The organism is Staphylococcus sp. 191 (assembly GCF_011174885.1).
Lineage (GTDB): Bacteria > Bacillota > Bacilli > Staphylococcales > Staphylococcaceae > Staphylococcus > Staphylococcus coagulans.
In genome coordinates, this window is the sequence record NZ_PNRJ01000001.1 from 385,419 (window position 1) to 406,750 (window position 21,332).

The window sequence follows — 21,332 nt, forward strand, 5'->3', positions numbered from 1 at the left end:
ATTTTTGCGTAAACTCTAGTGAGCGCAGTTGATGGCTGGATTGCGCCTTCGCTTTTTCAAGCTTTGCGCAACCCTACACATCTTTGCTGGGGCAGGACGACGAAATCAAATAGATTTCTGTCCTGCTCCCTTTATGATAAAATTTAATTATAATTCTATTTCTAAGGAGTGTTCTGAATGAGTCATGCAGCAGAGACTTTAGATGGTTGGTATAGTTTGCATTTATTTTATGCGATAGATTGGGCTTCTTGGCGTTTGGTTCCAGAAGCGGATCGTGAAGAAATGGTTGCTGCTTTCCATCAATTACTCGATCGTTTTGATCAAGCGAAGTCAGATCATAGTGGCGATCAAGTGATTTACAATGTAACAGGGCAAAAGGCTGATTTATTATTATGGTTTTTACGTCCAGAAATGAAGGATTTAACTGAAATTGAAAACGAGATTAATAAGTTAGCCATCGCTGACCATTTTATTCCTACATATTCATATGTTTCAGTGGTAGAGTTGAGTAATTATTTAGGTGGTGATTCAGAGGAAGATCCTTATGAAAATCCACATGTAAAAGCGAGATTATATCCTGAATTACCACATAAACAATATATTTGTTTCTATCCTATGAACAAACGTCGTAACGAAACATATAACTGGTATATGTTATCTATGGAAGAGCGTAAAAAGTTAATGTACAATCATGGTTTAATTGGTCGCAAATATGCCGGTAAAATCAAACAGTTTATTACAGGTTCTGTTGGCTTCGATGATTTCGAATGGGGCGTAACATTATTTTCTGATGATGTACTACAATTCAAAAAAATTGTTTATGAAATGCGTTTTGATGAAACAACAGCACGCTATGGTGAATTTGGTAGTTTCTTTGTCGGTCACCATTTAGATAAAGAAGGTATTAATACTTTAATGGCGATTCAATAATATAAGCTTAATAATAACGAGATGAATGTGCCGCGAGATACGCCTTGTAGCCCGTCACCAATCACATTTTGTTTCGTGTACTCTTTAAAGCTGAGGCGTTGTCACGTCTCAGCTTTTTTATGATTGTCAAATACGCGACTCTCCATATCTTTAAAAATTGTTCTTTCTATTTTTAATGGCCTTTCATTCTTCAACAAAGTCGATATTTATTTCAACATCTCTTATGCTATAATCGGTCTATATCAAAAAGGTGCTTTCCAATCAGCTTCAGCTTAATGGAACACTTTGTTTTCGATGGTTTTTATTTTCACAATATTAAGAAATTGATATCATTTAGAATTCATTATAATTACTTTGACCCAGGATAGGAGTTAACTATGACAGATAAAAAAGCAGGTGACATTGATGACCCAAATTATACCTTCTGATCGAGAAGTCACAAACTTAGTCATTTTAGCAGGACGCATTCTACTTGAATGTGGCGCAGAAGCTACGCGTGTAGAAGATACAATGAAACGCATTGCACAAAGCTATGGCTATGATGAAGCGCAAGGTTATGCCCTCAATATTTTTATTAATTTTTCTTTGTCACCTGATCATGATACACGCATGGTTAAAATTAAGAAAAATGACACTAACTTAAGAAACGTTTATTTAGTCAATCATATTTCGAGACAAATCGCACAGCATGCGATTGACTTTGATCGTGCATATAACATATTAAAAGAAATCGAACAAAAACAACCGCGTTACGCTTTAGGACATAAAATGCTATTTGCTGGCATGATTTCGCTAGGCTTTTCATATTTACAAGGTGCTTTTTGGATCGATGTTTTTCCAGCTGTTTTAGCAGGTGCACTAGGTTATTTTGTGACAGAATGGATGAAAAACAAGCAACTGACGCTCTTCATTCCTGACTTTTTAGGCGCCATTACAATTGGACTTATCGCCATCCCGCTCAACCATTGGTTAGGCAGTCCAAATATTGGAGCCACCATCACCGCTGCAGTCATGCCTATTGTTCCCGGCGTTCTAATAACAACCGCAATTCAAGACTTATTTGGTCGCCACATGCTCATGTTTACAGCAAAATTTTTAGAAGCAATCGTTACATCTTTCGCAATTGGTGCAGGTGTAACAACCGCGTTTTTAATATTATAGGGGGTGCTCACATTGACAATTGTCTTTATCTTTATATGTAGTTTTTTAACTTCATTTTGTTTTGCTTTTGTATACGATGCACCTACTCGACTATTTTTACCCGCTGGTTTATGTGGTGGCTTCGGTTATTTAACTTTCTTTGTTGCTAATGACGTTTTTACTATGGACAGTATCTATGCCAGCCTTTATGGCAGCTTTATTTTAGGAATTATTTCTCACATGATGGCACGCACGTATAAATCTCCTGTGATTATCTTTATGGTTCCAGGTATTATTCCTTTAGTGCCAGGGAGTATCTTTTTTAAAGCCACTCAACAATTGCTCACATTAAATTTTAATGAAGCCAGCGACATCTTTGTTCGTGCAACATTAATCGCCGGTGCAATCGCAGTAGGTCTTCTTATATCTGATCAAGTAGCCAAATCTTTTATTCGTAAACCTATTCAAATCTTAAAATCACCTCAAAAATAAATCATGATTATACTTAGCCCTGAAATGAATTGAATGCTATTCGTTTACAGGGCTTTTCCAAGCGCTAATATCTTTTTATACTATCTCACCTTGTTACGGGCCTTTTGCTTGCATTAACGCCCTTTCTAAAATATTTTTCAATTCATACACACTAAAAATATAAAGCGTTTTCATTTTGCAGATTAACTTCGCTGTTTATTGCTGAAACCCTCTAGATACGCCATTAATGAATGTGCTATACTATTTTCAAATATGATACTACTTATGGGATGGTGTATTAAAAACAAAGGGGGCAACATCATGAATAACTCTAATGAGTCACGATTGTTGACGTTTTTTACAGAGAAAAAGAAGGATCCTTCGTATACGCTTGCACAGTTAATCGGGCTAGTATTAGGACCCCTTCTTTTTGCGTTAATTTTACTATTTGTAAGACCTGACGACTTATCTTTCAAAGGAATCTATGTACTCGCTATTACAGCTTGGATTGCCATTTGGTGGATTACTGAAGCAATCCCTATTCCCGCGACAAGTTTATTGCCTTTAGTTTTATTACCTTTAGGTCATGTCATGGATAGTGCCACAGTTTCCGCTCAATACGGGAACGATATTATTTATCTCTTTTTAGGTGGCTTTATTCTCGCTATCGCAATGGAACGTTGGGATTTACATACACGGATTGCCTTAACAATTATTAATAGCATTGGGACAAGTACAGGCCGTATTTTACTTGGCTTTATGTTAGCAACTGGCGGTTTATCGATGTTTGTGTCGAATACAGCTGCCGTGATGATTATGATTCCTATTGGTTTAGCTATTATCAATGAAGCACATGCCTTAAAAACTGAAAATGACAATGAAGAAAGCATTTTAAAATTTGAGCGTGCGCTCGTTTTAGGTATCGGCTACGCAGGAACGATTGGTGGACTCGGAACACTTATCGGAACACCACCTCTTATTATTTTAAAAGGCCAATATGCCACACATTTTGGACAAGAATTAAGTTTTGGGAAATGGATGATTATTGGGATTCCAACTGTCATCTTACTATTATTTCTAGCTTGGCTCTATTTTAAATTTATCGCTTTTCGTCATGATATGAAGTCATTGCCAGGAGGCCAAAAGGTAATTAAAGATAAACTTGCTGAATTAGGCAAAATTAAATATGAAGAAAAAGTTGTATTTATTGTTTTCTTAATTGCGAGCTTCTTATGGATTTCACGTGAGTTTTTACTCTCAAAATGGGGACCTACTCAACTGGTAGCAGATGGTACGATTGCGATGTTTGTGTCAATTTTACTCTTCTTAATTCCTGCAAAAAATAAGCATAAACGTATTTTAGATTGGTCTATCGCAAAAGAATTACCATGGGGCGTGCTCATTCTATTTGGAGGAGGCCTCGCGCTCGCAAAAGGAATACAAGCAAGTGGGCTTGCAAAATGGCTAGGAGAACAAATGACGTTATTGAAAGATGTAAGTCCTATCGTTATTGTTATCGTCATTACAGTGTTCATCTTATTTTTAACAGAGATTACATCGAATACGGCAACTGCGACGATGATCTTACCGATTCTCGCTACGTTATCTGTTGCTATTGATGTACATCCATTATTATTAATGGTACCTGCTGCAATGGCTGCGAACTGCGCCTATATGTTACCAGTAGGTACACCACCAAATGCCATTGTTTTTGGTACCGGCAAAATAGAAATTAAAGAAATGGCCGTCAAAGGCTTTATCATGAACTTACTCAGCATTGTCATGATTATTGTCGTTGTCTATTTCTTATTACCTATTGTATTAGGTATAGATATTACACAAAGTTTGCCTATTAAAAAATAAGACGGCTGTTTAATAGCTCATATTACTTATATTCAAATTAAAAATGCCCTACAAAGTGTGCACTATATCTGTGCGACTTTGTAGGGCAATATCATATATTTTATGAGGACTGCGATTCACAACAATCATTAAGTGAAACACACCTCATTGATACACAACCTATCAAATTTTATAAGATAGTAGTTGTGATTAATTTTATTCGTGTGAAATATAATGTGATTTCCCTTTTAGGAAAAAGCTTAAAAATAGTGCTAAACCACTTAATGCAGTCGCGATCCAAAATGCACTATTCACACCATCAACAGATGCTAATTGATTCATAAATCGAATAATCGCAGCCATTGCATGGTCTTGGCCACCCATTTGTTGCGCCATTTCTTGCAATTCGTCTTTGATTGCTGGGTTCGTACGGTCTAGGTCTTGTTGGAAAGTTGCAAGATGTTGGTCAGTTTGTTGCGTCATCACTGTAACCAAAATCGCAGTACCAATTGAACCTGCAATTTGTCTCATTGTATTAACAAGTGCATTACCATGAGAAATGAGACGAGATGGAAGAGAGTTAATACCCGCAGTCATAATTGGCATCATTACAAAACTCATACCAAATGAACGAATAATGTAAATCATTAAAATACTACGATATGGTGTATCCATAGTCAGCTGTGTAAGCTCCCATGTCCCGTAGGTAGTAATCGCCAAACCAAGAATGGCAATAGGTTTAACCCCTATCGTATCTAATAACTTACCAGCGATCGGTCCCATAACCCCCATGATTAGCGCACCTGGTAATAAAAGTAACCCAGAATCTAGTGGTGAAAAACCACGTAAACTTTGGAGGTAAAGTGGTAATAAAATCATACCGCCAAAGAGACTCATGGTAAGTATCATATTAATAATTGCTGTTAATGTGAAGCCAGAATATTTAAGGACTTCAAAACTTAGCATTGGTACTTTCATTGTCATCTCACGAACGACAAAGGCAATTGTAAACACTGTACCGATAATGAACATAATCACAATTTTAGGTGATGTCCAACCATCGTTACCCGCTTCACTAAAGCCATATAATAGCGCACCAAAACCGATTGTACTAAATATGATACCTGGAATATCTGCTCTTGGGTTTGTCGTTCTTTGATAAATACCAAACCAAAGAAAACCAACTAAAAGCGAAATAATACCAATCACAAACATACCTATAAACATAGAGTGCCAATCATAGTTTTCAACAACATAACCTGATAATGTAGGTCCAATTGCTGGTGCTAAGATCATTGCAATCCCTAATGTTCCCATAGCCATACCACGTTTTTCAGGCGGGAAGATGGTCATAAATACATTTGTACCAAGTGGCATTAAGACACCTGCACCCATCGCTTGAAGCACACGTCCAACCATCATAATTGGGAAGCCCCATGCAATACCACAGACGAATGAACCAATTGTAAATAAAAGCATCGCAATTAAGAATAATCGTCGATAAGAATATTTATTGAATAAAAAGGCACTGATTGGAATTAAAATCCCGTTCACCAACATAAAACCGGTCATTAACCATTGTCCTGTTGAAGCGGAAATATTAAAGTCCGTATTAAGTTGTGGCAATGCTGTATTCAATAATGTTTGGTTTAAAATCGCTATAAACATACCAAATATCATTGCGATTAATACTTTGCTACGAGTGGTACCTTTTTTGAACACAAAGTCTTGCGTTGCATCTGCAACTTTTTCATTCACAGGTTGACGTGGAACATGCGTCTCATGAGAAGCTTGCGCATTTGAATGATCATCGTCTAGTGTGAAAGTATGCTGACTTTGATGGGGTTCATTTGATGTTGTCATCGACTGTGTTGACGATTTGCGATGTTGTTGTTGTGGTTTACGCTTTTTACCACGGACTAAAATCCAGTTAAGTATAATAGTCACAATAAGGGCAAGAATTGTATAAATCATCACAAACATTTGATGACCCCCTTTTAATTTTTGTGAATACTTACTTCAGCGTTCATACCTGGAACAACACCACTTGATGGTTGATTGTCTAATTTGATTTTAACTGGAACAACTTGCGTTACTTTTGTGTAATTACCGTCACTATTTGATGAAGGCATCAATGAAAAGCTTGATGCAGTTGCATGACCAATTCGGTCAACTTTACCTTTAATCTTAGAATGCTCGCCATCGATAGAAACATCGACATCACGACCTTCTTCTACATCTTTAATGTCTGTTTCATCAACATTTGCAGTGATGTATAAGTCGTCCATGTCATAAGCATAAGCGATAGGTTGACCTGCTTGAGCAATACCTTCGTTTTGCCCATCGAGTTTAGCGATTGTTGCAGTTTGTGGCATTTTAATTGATACAGATTGTGGAGAACCATTTTCTCCTTTTCCTTGTACTTTAGCCACTGTATCGCCCTTATCTAGTTTTTGTCCTTCATGCACGTCCAAACCATCGATTTTACCTGATACTGGACTTGCAATTTTAATTTGATCGCCATCGACTTTTGCATTATCTGTTTTGATATAACTTACAGATTGATTGTAAAAATAAAAGCCGACAACACCAATAATAATTAAAAGAACGATTGTTACAATGTTAATCGTTATTATTTTCTTCATTGTCTTTACTCCCTTTCTCCAATAAAGTAACTCTTGTATTATAAAATGATTTTTTCATAAAAAATAGAGACAATCTTTTTAAATGTGTCGGATTTGAAAATATATTATAATAACAATTGGTGATACTATGACGAAATCAAAATCAAAAGCAAGGCGTCAAATTATTAAAGCGATGATTCGCTTATTGAAGACTGAACCCCTTGAATCTATTACAATTAAACAAATTTGTGCAGAGAGCGGTGTCCATCGTTCTACTTTTTATGCACAGTTCGAAGATAAATATCAATTATTTGAGAAACTTACGACTTATCATATGACGAAATACGAGCACCTTATTAGTTATCTTGTCGATGTCGTAGAAAATCATTCTCTTCCAGAAGTTAAAACGACAATTTTGAAAGTGTTTCGACTGCTGTTTCGCTATTTAAAACGTCATCGTACATTTTTTACCGCGATTATCGTCACACAGCCGCAACCTGAGTTAATGCGAAGTTATATTCAATATACTTATGGGGCCTATGAGAAAATGCTAAAGCATTTACCAGAATTAAAGCAGACGCAATATTTTATCCATTACACGCTAGGTGGACAAATTGCGATTGTTTATAGTTGGCTCTCAAAAGGGTGTCAAGAATCTCCTGATGCCATGGCAGATACCTTGTATTCAAATGTACTTAAAATGAATAGATAATTTAAGGGACGGATTGAGAGAAAATTGGAGAATACACAATCATGTGCCTTTCACAAGGCTAAGACATATAGCTTTCATCTAAGCAAAGGTTTTAACTTATTAATGGTAGAAATCTATTTCTCACGATATGGTTATGTCAAAACCTTAAAAGCACAGTTAATGTCTGTTTAAATCGCAGTCAAATAGGCCTGTCTCATCACTAACAGTCGCTACGCTATTAATGTGAGCCAGGCCCTTTATTGGAGAACTTTTTGAAAATGAAAAACACAAAATGATATGCTTATACTGTTCATATATTTTGCTTAACACTAATGTAACATGTTTTTAAACTTTTTGGGATAGAAATATTGAAATTTCATTAATTTTTTATGAAATTTTTAAACTTTTTATTTATGTTGTGTGTTTGAAATGTCGCGAATCGTTTTTCAACCATAATAATCAGATTTTAAAAGTTCATAGTAATTTATGTCTTCATATTGGTGGTTGCTAAACTCATCCTCGTATTTTACCCCTATCCACCGAAAACCAACCTTCTCCGCTACTCGATTGCTCCCTTTATTGTTAACATTGGCACGTAATTCCAATTTATTGAGTGCCAAATCTTCAAATGCAATATCGCACAATAGTTTTACAGCATTTGTCGTAATCCCTCGCTTTGTATATGCTTCTGCAAGCCAATAGCCTACCTCTGCTTTTCGTGTTTCTTTATCAAATGCATGTAAATCTATCATTCCGATGAATTGCTCCTCATCAAAAATCAAATAAAGCAACGCTTCACCTTTTGCAACTTGTGTTAACACCCCTTCTAAAAAATTTCTTTCAGCTTCTACTGTTGTTATATCGTCCACCCATTTTAAATAGCGACTTAAATGTGCGCTGTTTTGTTGTATGGCTTCCAATATTTCTTCTGCATATGCGATATGAGGATAAACGAGCGCGACGTCTCCCTCGATAGGTAATCTAAAATGATGCATCAACTCACCTCTTATTTTTCTGAAAATTATAACATTAGACAAAAATCTTTACAATCTCTTTTAATATATAGTCATAAATAAATAGAGCAATGCAAACTCCTAAATCAATTTTTAAAAGTTATACATTGCTCTACTGTTATTATTTATTCATTTAACATTTTATCAACATCACGTTTTTTTGTATCTAAAATTAATTGCGTTAACTCATCTTTATCCATACGTTTTAATTTTGGTAAACGAATTAAGAAGAAAATCAGTCCAAGTATTGTCCATCCACCAAGCGCAATATGAGATGGTAAAGACAATGAAGCTGGTGATATAGGAAGTAACAATAACATTAAGAAAATAAACGCAATCACCGAACCGACAATAGCAAATATTTTATAAACTGGACCATAAGTTCGACTGTTTTTATCAAAACTAAACAATTTAGCAGCGGATAGACAAGTAACAAAATAAGCGATAGAAACACCTGTAGATGACATATCTACAATCCAAGTTAATGCTGTACGCCCTAACCAAGGTGCAATTAACGTAATCGCTACTAAGAAAATAATCGCCACATACGGCGTTTTGTATCGATGATGCAATTTACTAAATACTGAAGGCATAATGCCTGAACGTCCCATTGAGAAGAGCAAGCGACTTGCGCTCAATAAGAAACCATTCAATCCAGTAAAAATCCCCATAACAATTGCAATCGTCAATACACCTAAGCCAATCGTACCGAAAGCTTCACGCGTTACAGATCCTGTTAACCAAAGATCACTGCTTCCCCCTGCTAACCAACCTGTGTATAATATCATCATAATGTAAGTCACACTTGCAGCAAGTAAGCTATAAACAATCAATTTGAATGTTTTATTTGGAGAAAAATTAAATTCCTCTGCGGTTTGTGGAATATTATCAAAACCAACAAAAGCCCATGGTGCAACCGCTACTATCATAATAATCGCTTTAAACCATCCATATTCAGGTCCATTGTATGGTTTTAAATTATCAAAAGAAAAATTAGAACCAAAGAAAGAACCTACGAATAATAATGCCACGACAATAACCATTGCGACACAAAAGTAGTATTGAAGTGATCCTGAGACACTCGTCCCTTTAATCGCAATCAACATAAAAATAATCAATAATAATGAAGCAATGATTATTTCAGTAATATAGACGTCCCATCCCGCGATGGTATATAATTTTCCAAATTCAATAACATCTGGCAGTAAAAACTTAATTAATAAACTAAATGCCGTCGCATTCAACGCAACTACACATATGTAACCGAATGTTAAAAACCATGCCGAGAAAAAGCTCACATAGCGTCCAAATCCTAAAAAGCTGAACGCAAAGCCACCACCTGATACTGGGAATCGCTCTACTAATGCACCGTAACTGACCGCAATAATAATCATTAATAACGCACCGATAAAGATACCAATAGATGCTGCGATCGGTCCTGAAGCTTTAATCCAATCCCCCGGAAGAATAAATGAGCCCCATCCTATACATGACCCATAAGCAATCGCCCACACAAACTTTTCAGATAAGTTTTGTTGGAGGTCTCCACGATCAGGTTTTCCGTTCTTTGTATTCATTATCATTTCACCCCTGAGTGTTATTATACCCCTGTTATAAATTTTTATAACAATTATTTTTGGCATATTAAAAATAAATCATACCTTAAAATTAAAAAAAGTGCGATAAAAAAAGGCGCTCTATTTATTGTCAAACTTTTACAAAAATATGCATCATTATTTCGTATCATGGCACAAATCCTTTTGCGACAAACAAATTTAATGCCCATCTTTATATCTAGCAATAAAAAACGTTACCTTAAATGTATAATAATTACACTCTAGGTAACGCTTTTATAAAATTGATTAAGTTATTCTTTTAATAAATATTAAAATGACTAAATAGCTCTGTACTTAAATAATACATTGCCATCAAATGAATTGCTCTACTTGATACTTTTAAACATACCCACTTACAGTTTAAAAGCGGCAATAGCTAACATCAGCCAACTTATTACAAAGAGAACGCCACCGATTGGAGTAATCGCACCGAGGATACTCACTTGCGTTAAGGATAAAATATAAAGAGATCCACTGAAGCATACGATACCGATGAACATTAACCAACCGGCCCAGCCCACATTAAGATGTAAAGCACCGCCAATAATGCCTATCAATATTAAACCTAAACCATGATACATTTGATACATTGTTGCTTTTTCCCATACTGACATGTAGTGCTCTGATAACTTGCCATCCAATGCATGTGCGCCAAATGCACCTGTACCTACTGCCATTAACGCGTTTAATGCGCCTAATATGATAAATACTTTCATTTTATTTCCTCCTCTTTAAAAATCAAAAATAGATGCGCCGTTCCCCACTTCATCATCTGTTACCATGCGTTGATTTGAATCTAATTGTTGTGGAGACGAGGACACCTTACCGCCCATCATTTTGATTTCTTCGTCAGTCACCTCAGATGAACGTGACGTATGACGATTTTTGTTTGTTTCTGATAACTTATGCTTTGAAAACTTTGGTGTTTCCTCATCAACATATAAAGATGTCAATGTGTGTATCGCATAAATGTGTTTATGAAATGCTTCATCTGTTGTTGCTGCATCCGCTTGCACTAATTCCTGTTCCAACAATTGAATCAGTTTTTCTTTATTCATCGAATTTCTCCTTACCTTCACACCAATGGATTGGCTTTAATCCTTGTGATTCTAGATATTGATTTGCTCTTGAATAGGGTTTTGAACCAAAGAAGCCTCGATGTGCAGACAATGGACTTGGATGGGGCGACTTGATGACATGATGTTTTGTAGTATCGATTAAACGTTCTTTTTGTTGCGCCGGTTTACCCCAAAGGATAAAAACAACACCTTCTTTACCTTCAGATACTGCTTTAATAATTTCATCTGTAAAGACTTCCCAACCAATATCACGATGTGAGTGTGCCTGTCCTTGTCGAACTGTTAAGACTGTGTTCAATAAGAGAACGCCCTCTCTTGCCCAATCTTGTAAATGAGGGGAAGTTCGTTGACACCCGATATCATCTGCAAGCTCTTGATACATATTACGCAGTGATGGTGGAAACTTTGCGTTAGGCTGTACAGAAAAAGCTAACCCATGGGCTTGATTTGGACCATGATAAGGATCTTGTCCTAATATCACAACTTTAACATTTTCAAAAGGCGTTAAATCAAAGGCTTGATAAATGTTTTTTCTATCTGGATATACAATTTGCGTAGAATATTCTTTTTCTAAAAAATCGTGCATAGCCTGAAAGTCATGTTTTGTTGTAATTTCATGAAATATTGTTGACCAATCCATCTTTTTCACCTCGTTGACATTTTACCATAATTCGTCATGAATCGTGTTCTTTCATTTTAGATTCAAACATTCCATATGCATACGATAGGTGACCATGATAAGATAGTATGTAACTAAATAACTATGGAGACGTATTGATATGCGGATTTTGTCGGTCCAATATCAATAAGTTAGATTTAAAGGAGTGCGTATATTATGGCTTTAAAAAAAGTATTAACAATTGCAGGTTCAGATACGAGTGCTGGTGCAGGCATGCAAGCAGATTTAAAAACTTTCCAAGAACTAGACACATATGGCATGGTCGCATTAGCTGCAATCGTAACAATGGATAAAGAAACATGGTCTCATGATGTCACACCGATTCCGTTTGATGTTTTTAATAAACAACTAGAAACTGTGATTAGTATTGGACCTTATGCAGTCAAAACAGGGATGCTCGGCACAGAAGAAATTATTCAGCGCGCAGGCGAAGCTTTTACTGAATCAGGTGCCAAATATTTTGTCGTCGACCCTGTGATGGTATGCAAAGGGGAAAATGAGGTTCTTAACCCGGGAAATACTGAAGCAATGATTCAATATTTATTGCCTAAAGCAACAGTAACAACACCTAACCTTTTTGAAGCGGGCCAATTGTCTGGCTTAGGTACATTGAAATCGATTGAAGATATGAAAAAAGCGGCACAAATCATTTACGACCAAGGTGCGCAACATGTTGTAATCAAAGGCGGTAAAGCATTAGATCAAGATAAATCTTATGACCTTTACTATGATGGTCAAACTTTCTATCAATTAACAACGGATATGTTCCAACAAAGTTATAACCATGGTGCAGGCTGTACTTTTGCAGCGGCGACAACTGCGAACTTAGCGAACGGTCAAACACCAAAAGAAGCAGTCGTTAATGCAAAAGCATTCGTCGCTTCTGCGATTAAAAACGGTTGGAAAATGAATGAATTTGTTGGCCCAGTCGATCACGGTGCTGCCAATCGTATCGAACAAATTGAAGTTGAAGTAACAGAAGTATAACTGTAGAGATACAAATACATTTAATAGAGCAAGACAGAAATCAATTTGATTTCGTCGCCCTACCCCGGCAAAGATGATTCGGACTGTATAAGTTAGCAAGCCACTAATCATCTTTGCCTTTATTTAAAACTTTTTCCATGGATTAAGATATACATATCCACTCATAACGCTTTATTGCCGCATTCGCGCTTTTTCTACACTGAATTTCTCACATATAGCGAATCGTTAATTTAGTCTCTTCATTTGCGCCTACAACTTGGATTAAGTGTGCCATTTGACGTATCTCTAATGGTTCATCCACACGTATAGGCTGCTGATATTTTACTTTATACACTTTTGGCTGCCATTTCAACACATGCCAGACCCTTTCCACCACCATTTGACCGGGCACAATATGCACATGAATCGGATTATCATCTTTAACGATATTGACATAGTTTTGTATGACTTCTAATGAAAATTTCAATGTCCCACCCGCTTCACAAATGTCTGTTGTATTGTATTATCATGAGGTAAAGCAAGCTCAAATTGAAAGCGTTCAAATCCTTTAATCTTTTTATACGCCATATAAGTCATTGTTGCTTCTATTGATGCCTCATATAAAATGGCTTGAGGCTGATTTACATTTGTCTCTACTAAAGTAATGGCTTCTCCAATAAAAGGTTGAAACAGTTCAAATTTTGACCAATAGCGCGCAAAAAATAATAAGGGGATTGTCGTTGTTGAAGCGTCATCAAATAACGCTTGATAATCCATTAATGCTTGTTGCTCAATATTTAAATAACGGGTTTCTTTACGCCCAACGTTCAAATAACGCTGCATTACCCATACCGCCTCCAATCCCCATCGTAGCAATGGTTCTGTGCGCATCCATCATATAAAATAATCGAGTGACTAAAATGGCCCCGCTTGCACTATAAGGGTGTCCCATCGCAATGGCACCGCCAAAACGATTGAGTTGATCATTGCGAATGTCTAGCTCTCGCTGTGATGCAAGCACTTGTGAACTGAACGCTTCATTTAACTCTACAGCATCAATTTGTTCGATTGTCAGTTGTTGCTGTTCTAGAATGCGCTTTACTGCTGGAACTGGACCTATCCCTAATAGATTGGGATCAACACCGACCATCGCATAATCAACAAATGCTAATCCTTGTGTCAAACCGAGTTGCCCTGCTTTTTGTTCAGACATCACTACAACTAAACATGCTCCGTCATGCTTAAGGCAACAATTGCCGACTGTTACCGTACCACCTTCACGTAGCGGTTTTAAACGTGCGATACGTTCATATTGGATTTTCGGCTTTACACTTTCATCATGAAGCATCTGTTGTCCATTTACAGAAAGCGGTAATATTTCAGGTTCTATGACACCCATCGCTATCGCTTGGCTCGTGCGGTGATGACTTTGAACCGCAAACCGATCTTGGTCTTCTCTTGTCACGTGGTATTGTTTTGCGACATTGTCGGCGGCTTCAATCATACTCGGATCTTGACCCTCTGGCGCAAATGGTGCGCGTTCATAAAAAGTTGGGGGACTGGAAGGATATAATGATGTCGGTTTTTCCATTTTCCAGGGCGCACGACTCACACTCTCTACGCCACCAGCGATGTAAAAATCTCCCGCGCCACTTTCAATCAACCGACACGCTAAATGAATGGCTTCTAAACCTGAACCACATTGTCGATCAACTGTAAGTCCAGGAATCGACACATCGATGCCCGCTTCTAATAAACTTTTGCGTGCAATATTCCCTCCTTTGCCAACAATATTTCCAATGATTACATCATCAAGTTCATCGAGCGGACACGGTAAATTTTCCACAAAATACTCAAATAATGGTTTTAATAATGCTTCGGGTTCCCATCTCTTTAATAACCCTCCATAAACGCCAATAGGTGTCCGTTTCGCTGCTACAATGACTGCTTTCGTCATTGATAATCACCTCTTTCATAACAAATTTGCGCATCTTTACGCGAAACTTTACCACTTGCAGTTTGTGGTAACGACGCAACACGAATAAATTTTGATGGTATTTCGTATCTTGAGACACGTGATGAAAGCCATTGTCGCACCGCATGGACATCCAACGTTGCAGTTCCTACATAAAGCGCTACGGCCAACTCACCTAGCTTATCGTGTGGACGGCGCACAATGACGGCCTCTGCAATTTCAGGCCATTGTTTAAGGTACTGTTCAATGACTGCAGGATAGACATTTTTTCCACCAATGATGAGACGGTCTTTTACACGGCCTTGTAAATACAACACATCCTCCTCTATTCGTGCATAATCCCCTGTCGCTATCCATTCATTGTCTTTTCCTTCACCCACATAGCCTGAAAATGTCATCGGGCTTTTCACAAATAATTGTCCTATACCGGCCTTGTCTTGTTCGCGTAAAGTCACTGCTACATTTGGAAACAAATGCCCAACAGAATCGAGAGGTGCCGTTTGATTACGATTAACACTGATAAAGCTTGCTTCTGACGTACCGAAAAACTCATCAATTGAACTCTCTGGAAACACTGCTTTCAGTTGTTTATGGCGACTGGGCGGTAACTTGTCTCCTGAAATAAAAATATGACGAACCCAAGGCGAATGTTGTCGCAAATGAATCCCATCATACACCATTGTAGGTACAAGAAACAAAGCACATGTCTGTTGTCGTTCTGCAAGGTCAGATAAACCTTTTGCCATATCGTATGTATCTTGTCCTATAAACGTTTTACCGTTCCACAACGCGTATATCAGGACATACAAAGTTAACGAATGTGCATAAGGGCCAAGCGCCATATACATCTGTACTGAAGTATCTAGCAACCTATCATTCACTTCAAATGAAGCAATCCATGACGGTAAGTCTCTCATAAAGCCCTTCGGTAAGCCTGTTGTCCCTGAGGTAAAACCGATATGTAATAATTGTGGCTTTTCGGATCGCTTATGAGATATTTCAAAAGATGTACACACTAACCCATCATCTCCCCAAACATACGGAATAGGATGTAACTTAATGAGCGCATCTCGTTGTTCCGACGACCATTGAGGACCGAGTACACAGGGTATACCTTGACGCATCAAGACCGCTAAATAAGCGACAATAAAATTCGCTGTTTGCGTATGCGTCAACATAACTTTTTGAAACGCAATAGCGGCAGTTATCGTTTCACTTTCCTCTTGTACATTTTGCCATAACATTTCGTAGGTAATGGGGACATCCTCCATCCATAACGCGAGATGCTTTGGCCTTTCTTGGGCATATCTTTCAAGTCGCTTTAACAATTCCAAATCCATCACACTTCTTTTTATACTTTTGCCCTATTTTAACATAGTAGTTGCTTTATCCATATGTGAAACTGATACTTCTATATCTCCGTATTATACATATGTTGAATCAATATGATGAAATCCCTTATCATCCCAAATTTAATTCAAATGATAACCAATGAAGATTTGTGCTTTTTCATATCAAAAAAAAGACCAGGATACCTCCTAGCCTTTTTTTAAGTCGCTTATTCTTTATAGCGATAACATTATTATAAGTAATATTTATCAATGACTTTTAAATCATCTGATAATTCATAAATAAGTGGTGCACCTGTTTTAATTTCATAACCGACAATATCTTCATCAGATACGCCTTCTAAGTATTTAATCAAGGCACGTAAAGAATTACCATGTGCGGATACAAGAACTGTCTTACCAGCTAATAATTCTTGTGAAATGTGATCATTCCAATATGGAATTACACGTACCAATGTATCTTTTAAACTTTCAGATTCAGGCATCACGCGTTTATCTAACAATTCATATTTACGATCTTTTAAATAACTTTCGCGTTGTGCTTCATCTTGTGCTGGTGGCGGGGTATCGTAAGAACGTCTCCAAATATGTACTTGATCTTCACCAAATTGTTTACGCGCTTCATCTTTGTTTAATCCTTGCAATCCACCGTAATGGCGTTCGTTCAAACGCCATGATTTAACAACAGGAACATACAGTTGATCTGATTCATTTAATAAATGAAATGTTGTTTTGATGGCACGTTTCAATAATGATGTGAACGCGATATCAACATTAATTCCTTGTTCTTTCATTTTTTTACCTGAAGTTATGGCTTCGTTATGTCCTTGTTCAGATAAATCAACGTCTGCCCATCCTGTAAATAAATTTTCAGCATTCCAAACGCTTTGGCCATGTCTACATAAAATAAGTTTTGGCATATTTTACCTTCTTTCTATACGTGAACGCCAATCGCATTAAATGTTAATCAAAAATAAACGTTCACGTGCTAATCAATGTATTAACAAATGCGATTTTTTATTATATAAATTGATTATAACAAGTTTTTTGATGCTTTTACATGATTTACACTTGATAAAATATGAATATATTGTTTCATTTCCTAGCTTACTTATTTGTGCAAGTTTAATAGAACAAAATTATTATTGTAAGGTTACCTTTGTGTTGAAGCGTTACTAGTGAAATTTCTTTTTCAGTTGGTTTTTAAGAGTCTCATCCATTTGGACAATCTTGTTCGATATTTAAGAAAAGAGGTCAAGTTCAGTATAATTTACCACTTTGTTTAGTCGAAAAGTTATATCGCAACACCATCTACTTACGAGAATATTACCAACTCCTTTTTGTAGCTGACAAAATCATTTGAAAATTAATGGGACAAAGTCCATAAAAATCCATTATAAGCTTCACCAAGCGGCTTGCGATGGTTTCAATATTTATTATATACATAACTTGGATATATGAATTATCAAACTATAGATATTTAGGTCAATGCGCTTCGTTTATAATTTTATTAACACTTTTATATCTAGTAGATATATTTCATTAGTTTATGTCTGCTTGTACAACGAAATCTATTACTTTTTGCTTTCCACTAAATAAAATCTTCAACTAAATCTATGGGAATTTTATTAGTACCAATACGAAAATTCATGTGTGCGGAGCCCCCTTTATACATATTCACAATTCTTAACGCTTATAATAAACTTTATAAATATATACAGTTTATCCATGCTTTATATTTTATGCACTTACAATTTCATATGAATATATCTTGTTCATTACTTCATTATTATTTTTTGTTAACCGTTCAATCATATGGTTGCATATATCTTTAGCCATATTTTCTATAGGCAAAGATATACTAGGTAATTGGGGGCTGGTGATTTTACATATGTCATGATTGTCTGTGCCTATTAGAAATATCTCATCTCCTAATACTTTTTTTACTCCTGCTGAAACGAAATCATTTCCAGTGTATACACCCTGAATATCTTTATACTTTTCTCTAATTTTCATCCCTATTTTGATGCCATCATTGATTGTAAATGCTGAAGAAAATAGATAATCTTTTCTAAAAGAGATTTTATTTTTTGAGAGCGCTTTTTTATATCCATCTAATCTTAACTTTTGAGCGCCATTAAAAGGATTATCAATACATATTGCTATATTTTTTATTCCTTTTTCCAATAAATATTCGGTAGCTGCTTTCGCGATATTATACTCGTCAAAATGAAAATTAGATACACTTTTAGTTTGGTTTGTATCATTACAAGAAATAATTAATCCACTCTTAGAATACTCTTCGATGACATCGGCGCTATTTTCTATAGAACACAGAACAACTGCATCAATTTCGTTTTTTTCTAACGACATTAGTACTTCTTCTTCTTTGCTTGGTGAGCAAAATGTTTGATGAATAAACGATTTATAACCTTTTTCATTAAAATTTTTGGTTAATTCATATGATATTTTAGAAAAAAATGGATGATCGATATAAGGAATCGATATGGCTACAGACTTTGTCGTCCTATTTCTAAAATATATAGCAATATTATTAGGGACGTAATTATTTTCTTTTATATATTGCCATACTCTATTTCTTTTTTCTTCATTAACGTATGGATGATTATTTAACACTCTAGATACTGTAGATTTTGAGACATTGCACGCTTTTGCCACGTCAAAAATATTCATCAAATCCCCCTCAAAAATTATATTGACATGGGAATGTTCCCACAATTTAATATGAGTTTATCACAAATAAGGCGGTGCTTCTATGGATTTAAAATCAAATAGTATTTTTAAATTTCGTAAAAACATTCAAAAATTAAAAAGTTATAATGAAATTTATGCTAATAAATATCTTTCCAGTAAATTGGTTATTGAAAAACCCAAAAATTTATCTAATAAGCCCATTCAAAAAGTAGAATTTATGCCGGTAGATCGTTTAATAAGGGAAGATGAGTCAGAAAGAATCATAAAAGCATTAAAAAATTTTTTGCCAACCGGTAAATATACAAGTGGTAAATACATTTATGAATTTGAACAATATCTAGTTGAATATTTATCTATTAACCATGTGATAGCGTTATCAAGCGGAACTTCAGCCTTAACAATCGGATTGATAGCCCTAGGGGTTAAAAATGGCGACGAAGTTATTCTACCTTCAAATAGTTTTGCTGCCACAGAAAATGCAGTTTTATCAATAGGGGCAATTCCAGTTTATGCTGATGTTAAAGATGATTTCACTATTTGTCATAGATCAATTGAAAACCGAATCACTTCAAAAACAAAAGCTATTCTACCCGTGCATTTATATGATCGATTTTGTGACATGATAAAAGTTAAAGAGATTGCAGAAAAATATCACGAAGAATTATCAAATATTGAAAATTTAATCCTACCTGCACTAGACAACAAGTCAGTGTGGCATCTATATCCTGTCAGAATTGGCAATAATAAGAGAGATTTTGTAAAGTCTGAACTTGAAAGTGTTGGCGTGAAAACTGAAATATACTATCCATACCTAAGTCATAAACAAATTTCTTATAAAACAAATCTTTCGCTTCCAAACACGGAAAGATTACATAAAGAGTTGTTATGTTTGCCTTTATATCCTAGTTTGATGGAAGAAGAACAAGATTATGTTATTAATGCAATCAAAAATATACTGGGGGGAGTAAAATGAGCCAAAGTTTAATATTACTCGATTTTGACGAAACATATTATAAACATAACACTAATAACAACGATTTATACTACTTAAAAGAAATGGAAGCGTTACTAGAAAAAATATCAAATAAAAATAGTGTCATCACAACGATATTAACAGGAAGCACTATAAATAGTGTCTTGGAAAAAATGAAAAAAGTTGATATGTCATACAAACCAAAACACATTTTCTCTGACCTAAGTTCCAAAATGTTTACATGGAACAATAATGAATATGTTGAATCAGATGAATATAGAGAAGAAGTATTAACAGAACGTTTTTTATTAGAGGATATATTAGAAATATTAAACACTATTTCATTAAAACATAAAGTTGAATTTATTCCACAAAGAGTATTTAGAGAAAGCGAAACCCTGTACAATTTTTACTTCTATTCTACAGGTAATACAGAATTGGACGTGAAAATCTTAAAGAATCTCATAGATTATTCTAAAACAAAAAATTATATGCCCAAATTTAATCGTTGCAACCCGTTAGCCGGGGATCCCGAGAATGCCTATGATGTAGATTTTACTCCTAAAAATGCCGGCAAGTTATATGCGACAAAGTTTTTAATGAAAAAATATAACATTTCAAAAAAGTCAATTATTGGATTTGGTGATAGTGGCAATGACGAAGAATTTCTTAGCTACTTAAAGCATGCGTTTATTATGTCTAACAGCAAGGATGAAGAAATAAAGAAAAAGTTTCCAAATACAAAATATCCTTATTACAAAGGGATATATAAACATGTCAGTGAATTCATAGGAGGGAAATATGATTAAATACGGAATTATTGGTACGGGGGGTATTGCGAAAGTACACGCTGAAATTATAAATAACCTCTCAGGTGTATGCCTTTATGGAGCTCACGATATAGTTGATTCAAACTTAGAAAAATTCTGCTTAGATTTTAATACAACTGCTTATAGAGACATCCACGATATGTTATCAAAAGTAGATACTGTTATAATATGTTCCCTTAATTTTTGTCATGTAGATCACATAGTTAAATCGTTAGATTATAACTGTGATGTATTATGTGAAAAACCCTTAACAGTTAACCTTACTGAGTCAAATATAATTAGATCTTACAACAACAAGACAAATAATATAAAAAGTATAAATCTAAACTATAGAAATCTGGCGGTTATTAAAAGAATTATCACATTAATAGAAAATGATAAAATTGGTGAAATAATATCTATTCATATGTCATTTTTAAAAAATAGTGCTTATCGAAGA

22 protein-coding genes are annotated in these 21,332 nt (G+C 35.5%); 9 read left to right on the forward strand and 13 right to left on the reverse strand.

Annotated elements, in window-relative coordinates; genetic code table 11:
* Positions 1–177 precede the first annotated feature (177 nt).
* The 4 genes from hemQ to C1H58_RS01925 all read left to right on the forward strand — a co-directional run bounded on the left by hemQ (position 178) and on the right by C1H58_RS01925 (position 4,404).
* Entirely contained in the window at positions 178–930 is a 753-nt protein-coding gene (hemQ, locus tag C1H58_RS01910; protein ID WP_050331725.1) for a hydrogen peroxide-dependent heme synthase, read from the forward strand.
* Between the two features lie 405 nt (positions 931–1,335).
* The gene (locus C1H58_RS01915) at positions 1,336–2,091 is read left to right on the forward strand and encodes a threonine/serine exporter family protein (RefSeq protein ID WP_060830339.1); all 756 of its coding nucleotides are present in this window, start codon (positions 1,336–1,338) and stop codon (positions 2,089–2,091) included.
* A 12-nt stretch (positions 2,092–2,103) separates the two neighbouring features.
* A complete protein-coding gene (locus tag C1H58_RS01920; protein ID WP_050331728.1) occupies positions 2,104–2,562 on the forward strand; it encodes a threonine/serine exporter family protein in 459 nt (152 codons plus the stop codon).
* A 300-nt stretch (positions 2,563–2,862) separates the two neighbouring features.
* The gene (locus C1H58_RS01925; protein WP_165545132.1) at positions 2,863–4,404 is read left to right on the forward strand and encodes an SLC13 family permease; all 1,542 of its coding nucleotides are present in this window, start codon (positions 2,863–2,865) and stop codon (positions 4,402–4,404) included.
* A 195-nt stretch (positions 4,405–4,599) separates the two neighbouring features.
* On the opposite strand, the gene C1H58_RS01930 is transcribed toward C1H58_RS01925, so the two are convergent.
* Both C1H58_RS01930 and C1H58_RS01935 read right to left on the reverse strand, forming a co-directional pair.
* On the reverse strand, positions 4,600–6,366 hold the full coding sequence (locus tag C1H58_RS01930) for a DHA2 family efflux MFS transporter permease subunit (protein ID WP_165545133.1): 1,767 nt from the start codon (positions 6,364–6,366) through the stop codon (positions 4,600–4,602).
* 14 nt (positions 6,367–6,380) lie between these two features.
* A complete protein-coding gene (locus C1H58_RS01935) occupies positions 6,381–7,028 on the reverse strand; it encodes an HlyD family secretion protein (protein ID WP_060830342.1) in 648 nt (215 codons plus the stop codon).
* Positions 7,029–7,155: 127 nt separating this feature from the next.
* Here C1H58_RS01935 and C1H58_RS01940 point away from each other — a divergent pair, with 127 nt between their 5' ends.
* On the forward strand, positions 7,156–7,719 hold the full coding sequence (locus tag C1H58_RS01940; RefSeq protein ID WP_165545134.1) for a TetR/AcrR family transcriptional regulator: 564 nt from the start codon (positions 7,156–7,158) through the stop codon (positions 7,717–7,719).
* 425 nt (positions 7,720–8,144) lie between these two features.
* Here C1H58_RS01940 and C1H58_RS01945 read toward each other — a convergent pair whose 3' ends face one another.
* From C1H58_RS01945 to C1H58_RS01965, 5 genes are all read right to left on the reverse strand, one after another.
* Positions 8,145–8,693 carry a GNAT family N-acetyltransferase gene (locus tag C1H58_RS01945; protein ID WP_060830344.1) on the reverse strand — a complete coding sequence of 183 codons (549 nt, stop codon included), beginning with the start codon at positions 8,691–8,693 and terminating at the stop codon, positions 8,145–8,147.
* Between the two features lie 143 nt (positions 8,694–8,836).
* Positions 8,837–10,288 (reverse strand): APC family permease, encoded by a 1,452-nt coding sequence (locus C1H58_RS01950; protein WP_165545135.1) that lies wholly within the window; start codon positions 10,286–10,288, stop codon positions 8,837–8,839.
* Positions 10,289–10,680: 392 nt separating this feature from the next.
* Positions 10,681–11,043, reverse strand: a complete 363-nt coding sequence (locus C1H58_RS01955) for a DUF423 domain-containing protein (protein ID WP_050331735.1) — start codon at positions 11,041–11,043, stop codon at positions 10,681–10,683.
* A gap of 15 nt (positions 11,044–11,058) precedes the next feature.
* On the reverse strand, positions 11,059–11,385 hold the full coding sequence (locus C1H58_RS01960; RefSeq protein WP_165545136.1) for a DUF5327 family protein: 327 nt from the start codon (positions 11,383–11,385) through the stop codon (positions 11,059–11,061).
* Positions 11,378–12,055, reverse strand: a complete 678-nt coding sequence (locus tag C1H58_RS01965) for a uracil-DNA glycosylase (RefSeq protein WP_306669211.1) — start codon at positions 12,053–12,055, stop codon at positions 11,378–11,380. The genes C1H58_RS01960 and C1H58_RS01965 overlap by 8 nt, the downstream gene beginning before the upstream one ends.
* A gap of 186 nt (positions 12,056–12,241) precedes the next feature.
* Here C1H58_RS01965 and thiD point away from each other — a divergent pair, with 186 nt between their 5' ends.
* Entirely contained in the window at positions 12,242–13,072 is an 831-nt protein-coding gene (gene thiD, locus C1H58_RS01970; protein WP_165545137.1) for a bifunctional hydroxymethylpyrimidine kinase/phosphomethylpyrimidine kinase, read from the forward strand.
* A gap of 208 nt (positions 13,073–13,280) precedes the next feature.
* Here thiD and C1H58_RS01975 read toward each other — a convergent pair whose 3' ends face one another.
* From C1H58_RS01975 to C1H58_RS02000, 6 genes are all read right to left on the reverse strand, one after another.
* Positions 13,281–13,538: a hypothetical protein gene (locus C1H58_RS01975; protein WP_165545138.1), complete on the reverse strand. Its 258-nt coding sequence runs from the start codon at positions 13,536–13,538 to the stop codon at positions 13,281–13,283.
* Entirely contained in the window at positions 13,535–13,894 is a 360-nt protein-coding gene (locus C1H58_RS01980; RefSeq protein WP_050331740.1) for a hypothetical protein, read from the reverse strand. Before C1H58_RS01980 ends, C1H58_RS01975 begins: the two co-directional genes overlap by 4 nt.
* The gene (locus C1H58_RS01985) at positions 13,866–15,008 is read right to left on the reverse strand and encodes a thiolase family protein (protein WP_165545139.1); all 1,143 of its coding nucleotides are present in this window, start codon (positions 15,006–15,008) and stop codon (positions 13,866–13,868) included. Before C1H58_RS01985 ends, C1H58_RS01980 begins: the two co-directional genes overlap by 29 nt.
* Positions 15,005–16,366, reverse strand: coding sequence for an AMP-binding protein (locus C1H58_RS01990; RefSeq protein ID WP_242680993.1), 1,362 nt, complete (start codon positions 16,364–16,366; stop codon positions 15,005–15,007). The genes C1H58_RS01985 and C1H58_RS01990 overlap by 4 nt, the downstream gene beginning before the upstream one ends.
* Positions 16,367–16,608: 242 nt before the next feature.
* Positions 16,609–17,295, reverse strand: a complete 687-nt coding sequence (locus C1H58_RS01995; protein WP_016424335.1) for a 2,3-diphosphoglycerate-dependent phosphoglycerate mutase — start codon at positions 17,293–17,295, stop codon at positions 16,609–16,611.
* An 820-nt stretch (positions 17,296–18,115) separates the two neighbouring features.
* On the reverse strand, positions 18,116–19,069 hold the full coding sequence (locus C1H58_RS02000; protein ID WP_060830351.1) for a LacI family DNA-binding transcriptional regulator: 954 nt from the start codon (positions 19,067–19,069) through the stop codon (positions 18,116–18,118).
* 82 nt (positions 19,070–19,151) lie between these two features.
* On the opposite strand from C1H58_RS02000, the gene C1H58_RS02005 reads away from it, so the two are divergent.
* From C1H58_RS02005 to C1H58_RS02015, 3 genes are all read left to right on the forward strand, one after another.
* Positions 19,152–20,063: a DegT/DnrJ/EryC1/StrS family aminotransferase gene (locus C1H58_RS02005; RefSeq protein ID WP_165545140.1), complete on the forward strand. Its 912-nt coding sequence runs from the start codon at positions 19,152–19,154 to the stop codon at positions 20,061–20,063.
* Positions 20,060–20,872 carry an HAD-IIB family hydrolase gene (locus tag C1H58_RS02010; RefSeq protein WP_165545141.1) on the forward strand — a complete coding sequence of 271 codons (813 nt, stop codon included), beginning with the start codon at positions 20,060–20,062 and terminating at the stop codon, positions 20,870–20,872. Before C1H58_RS02005 ends, C1H58_RS02010 begins: the two co-directional genes overlap by 4 nt.
* Positions 20,865–21,332, forward strand: a 468-nt coding sequence (locus C1H58_RS02015) for a Gfo/Idh/MocA family protein (protein ID WP_165545142.1), incomplete at its 3' end; no start/stop codon positions are given. The genes C1H58_RS02010 and C1H58_RS02015, both read left to right, overlap by 8 nt.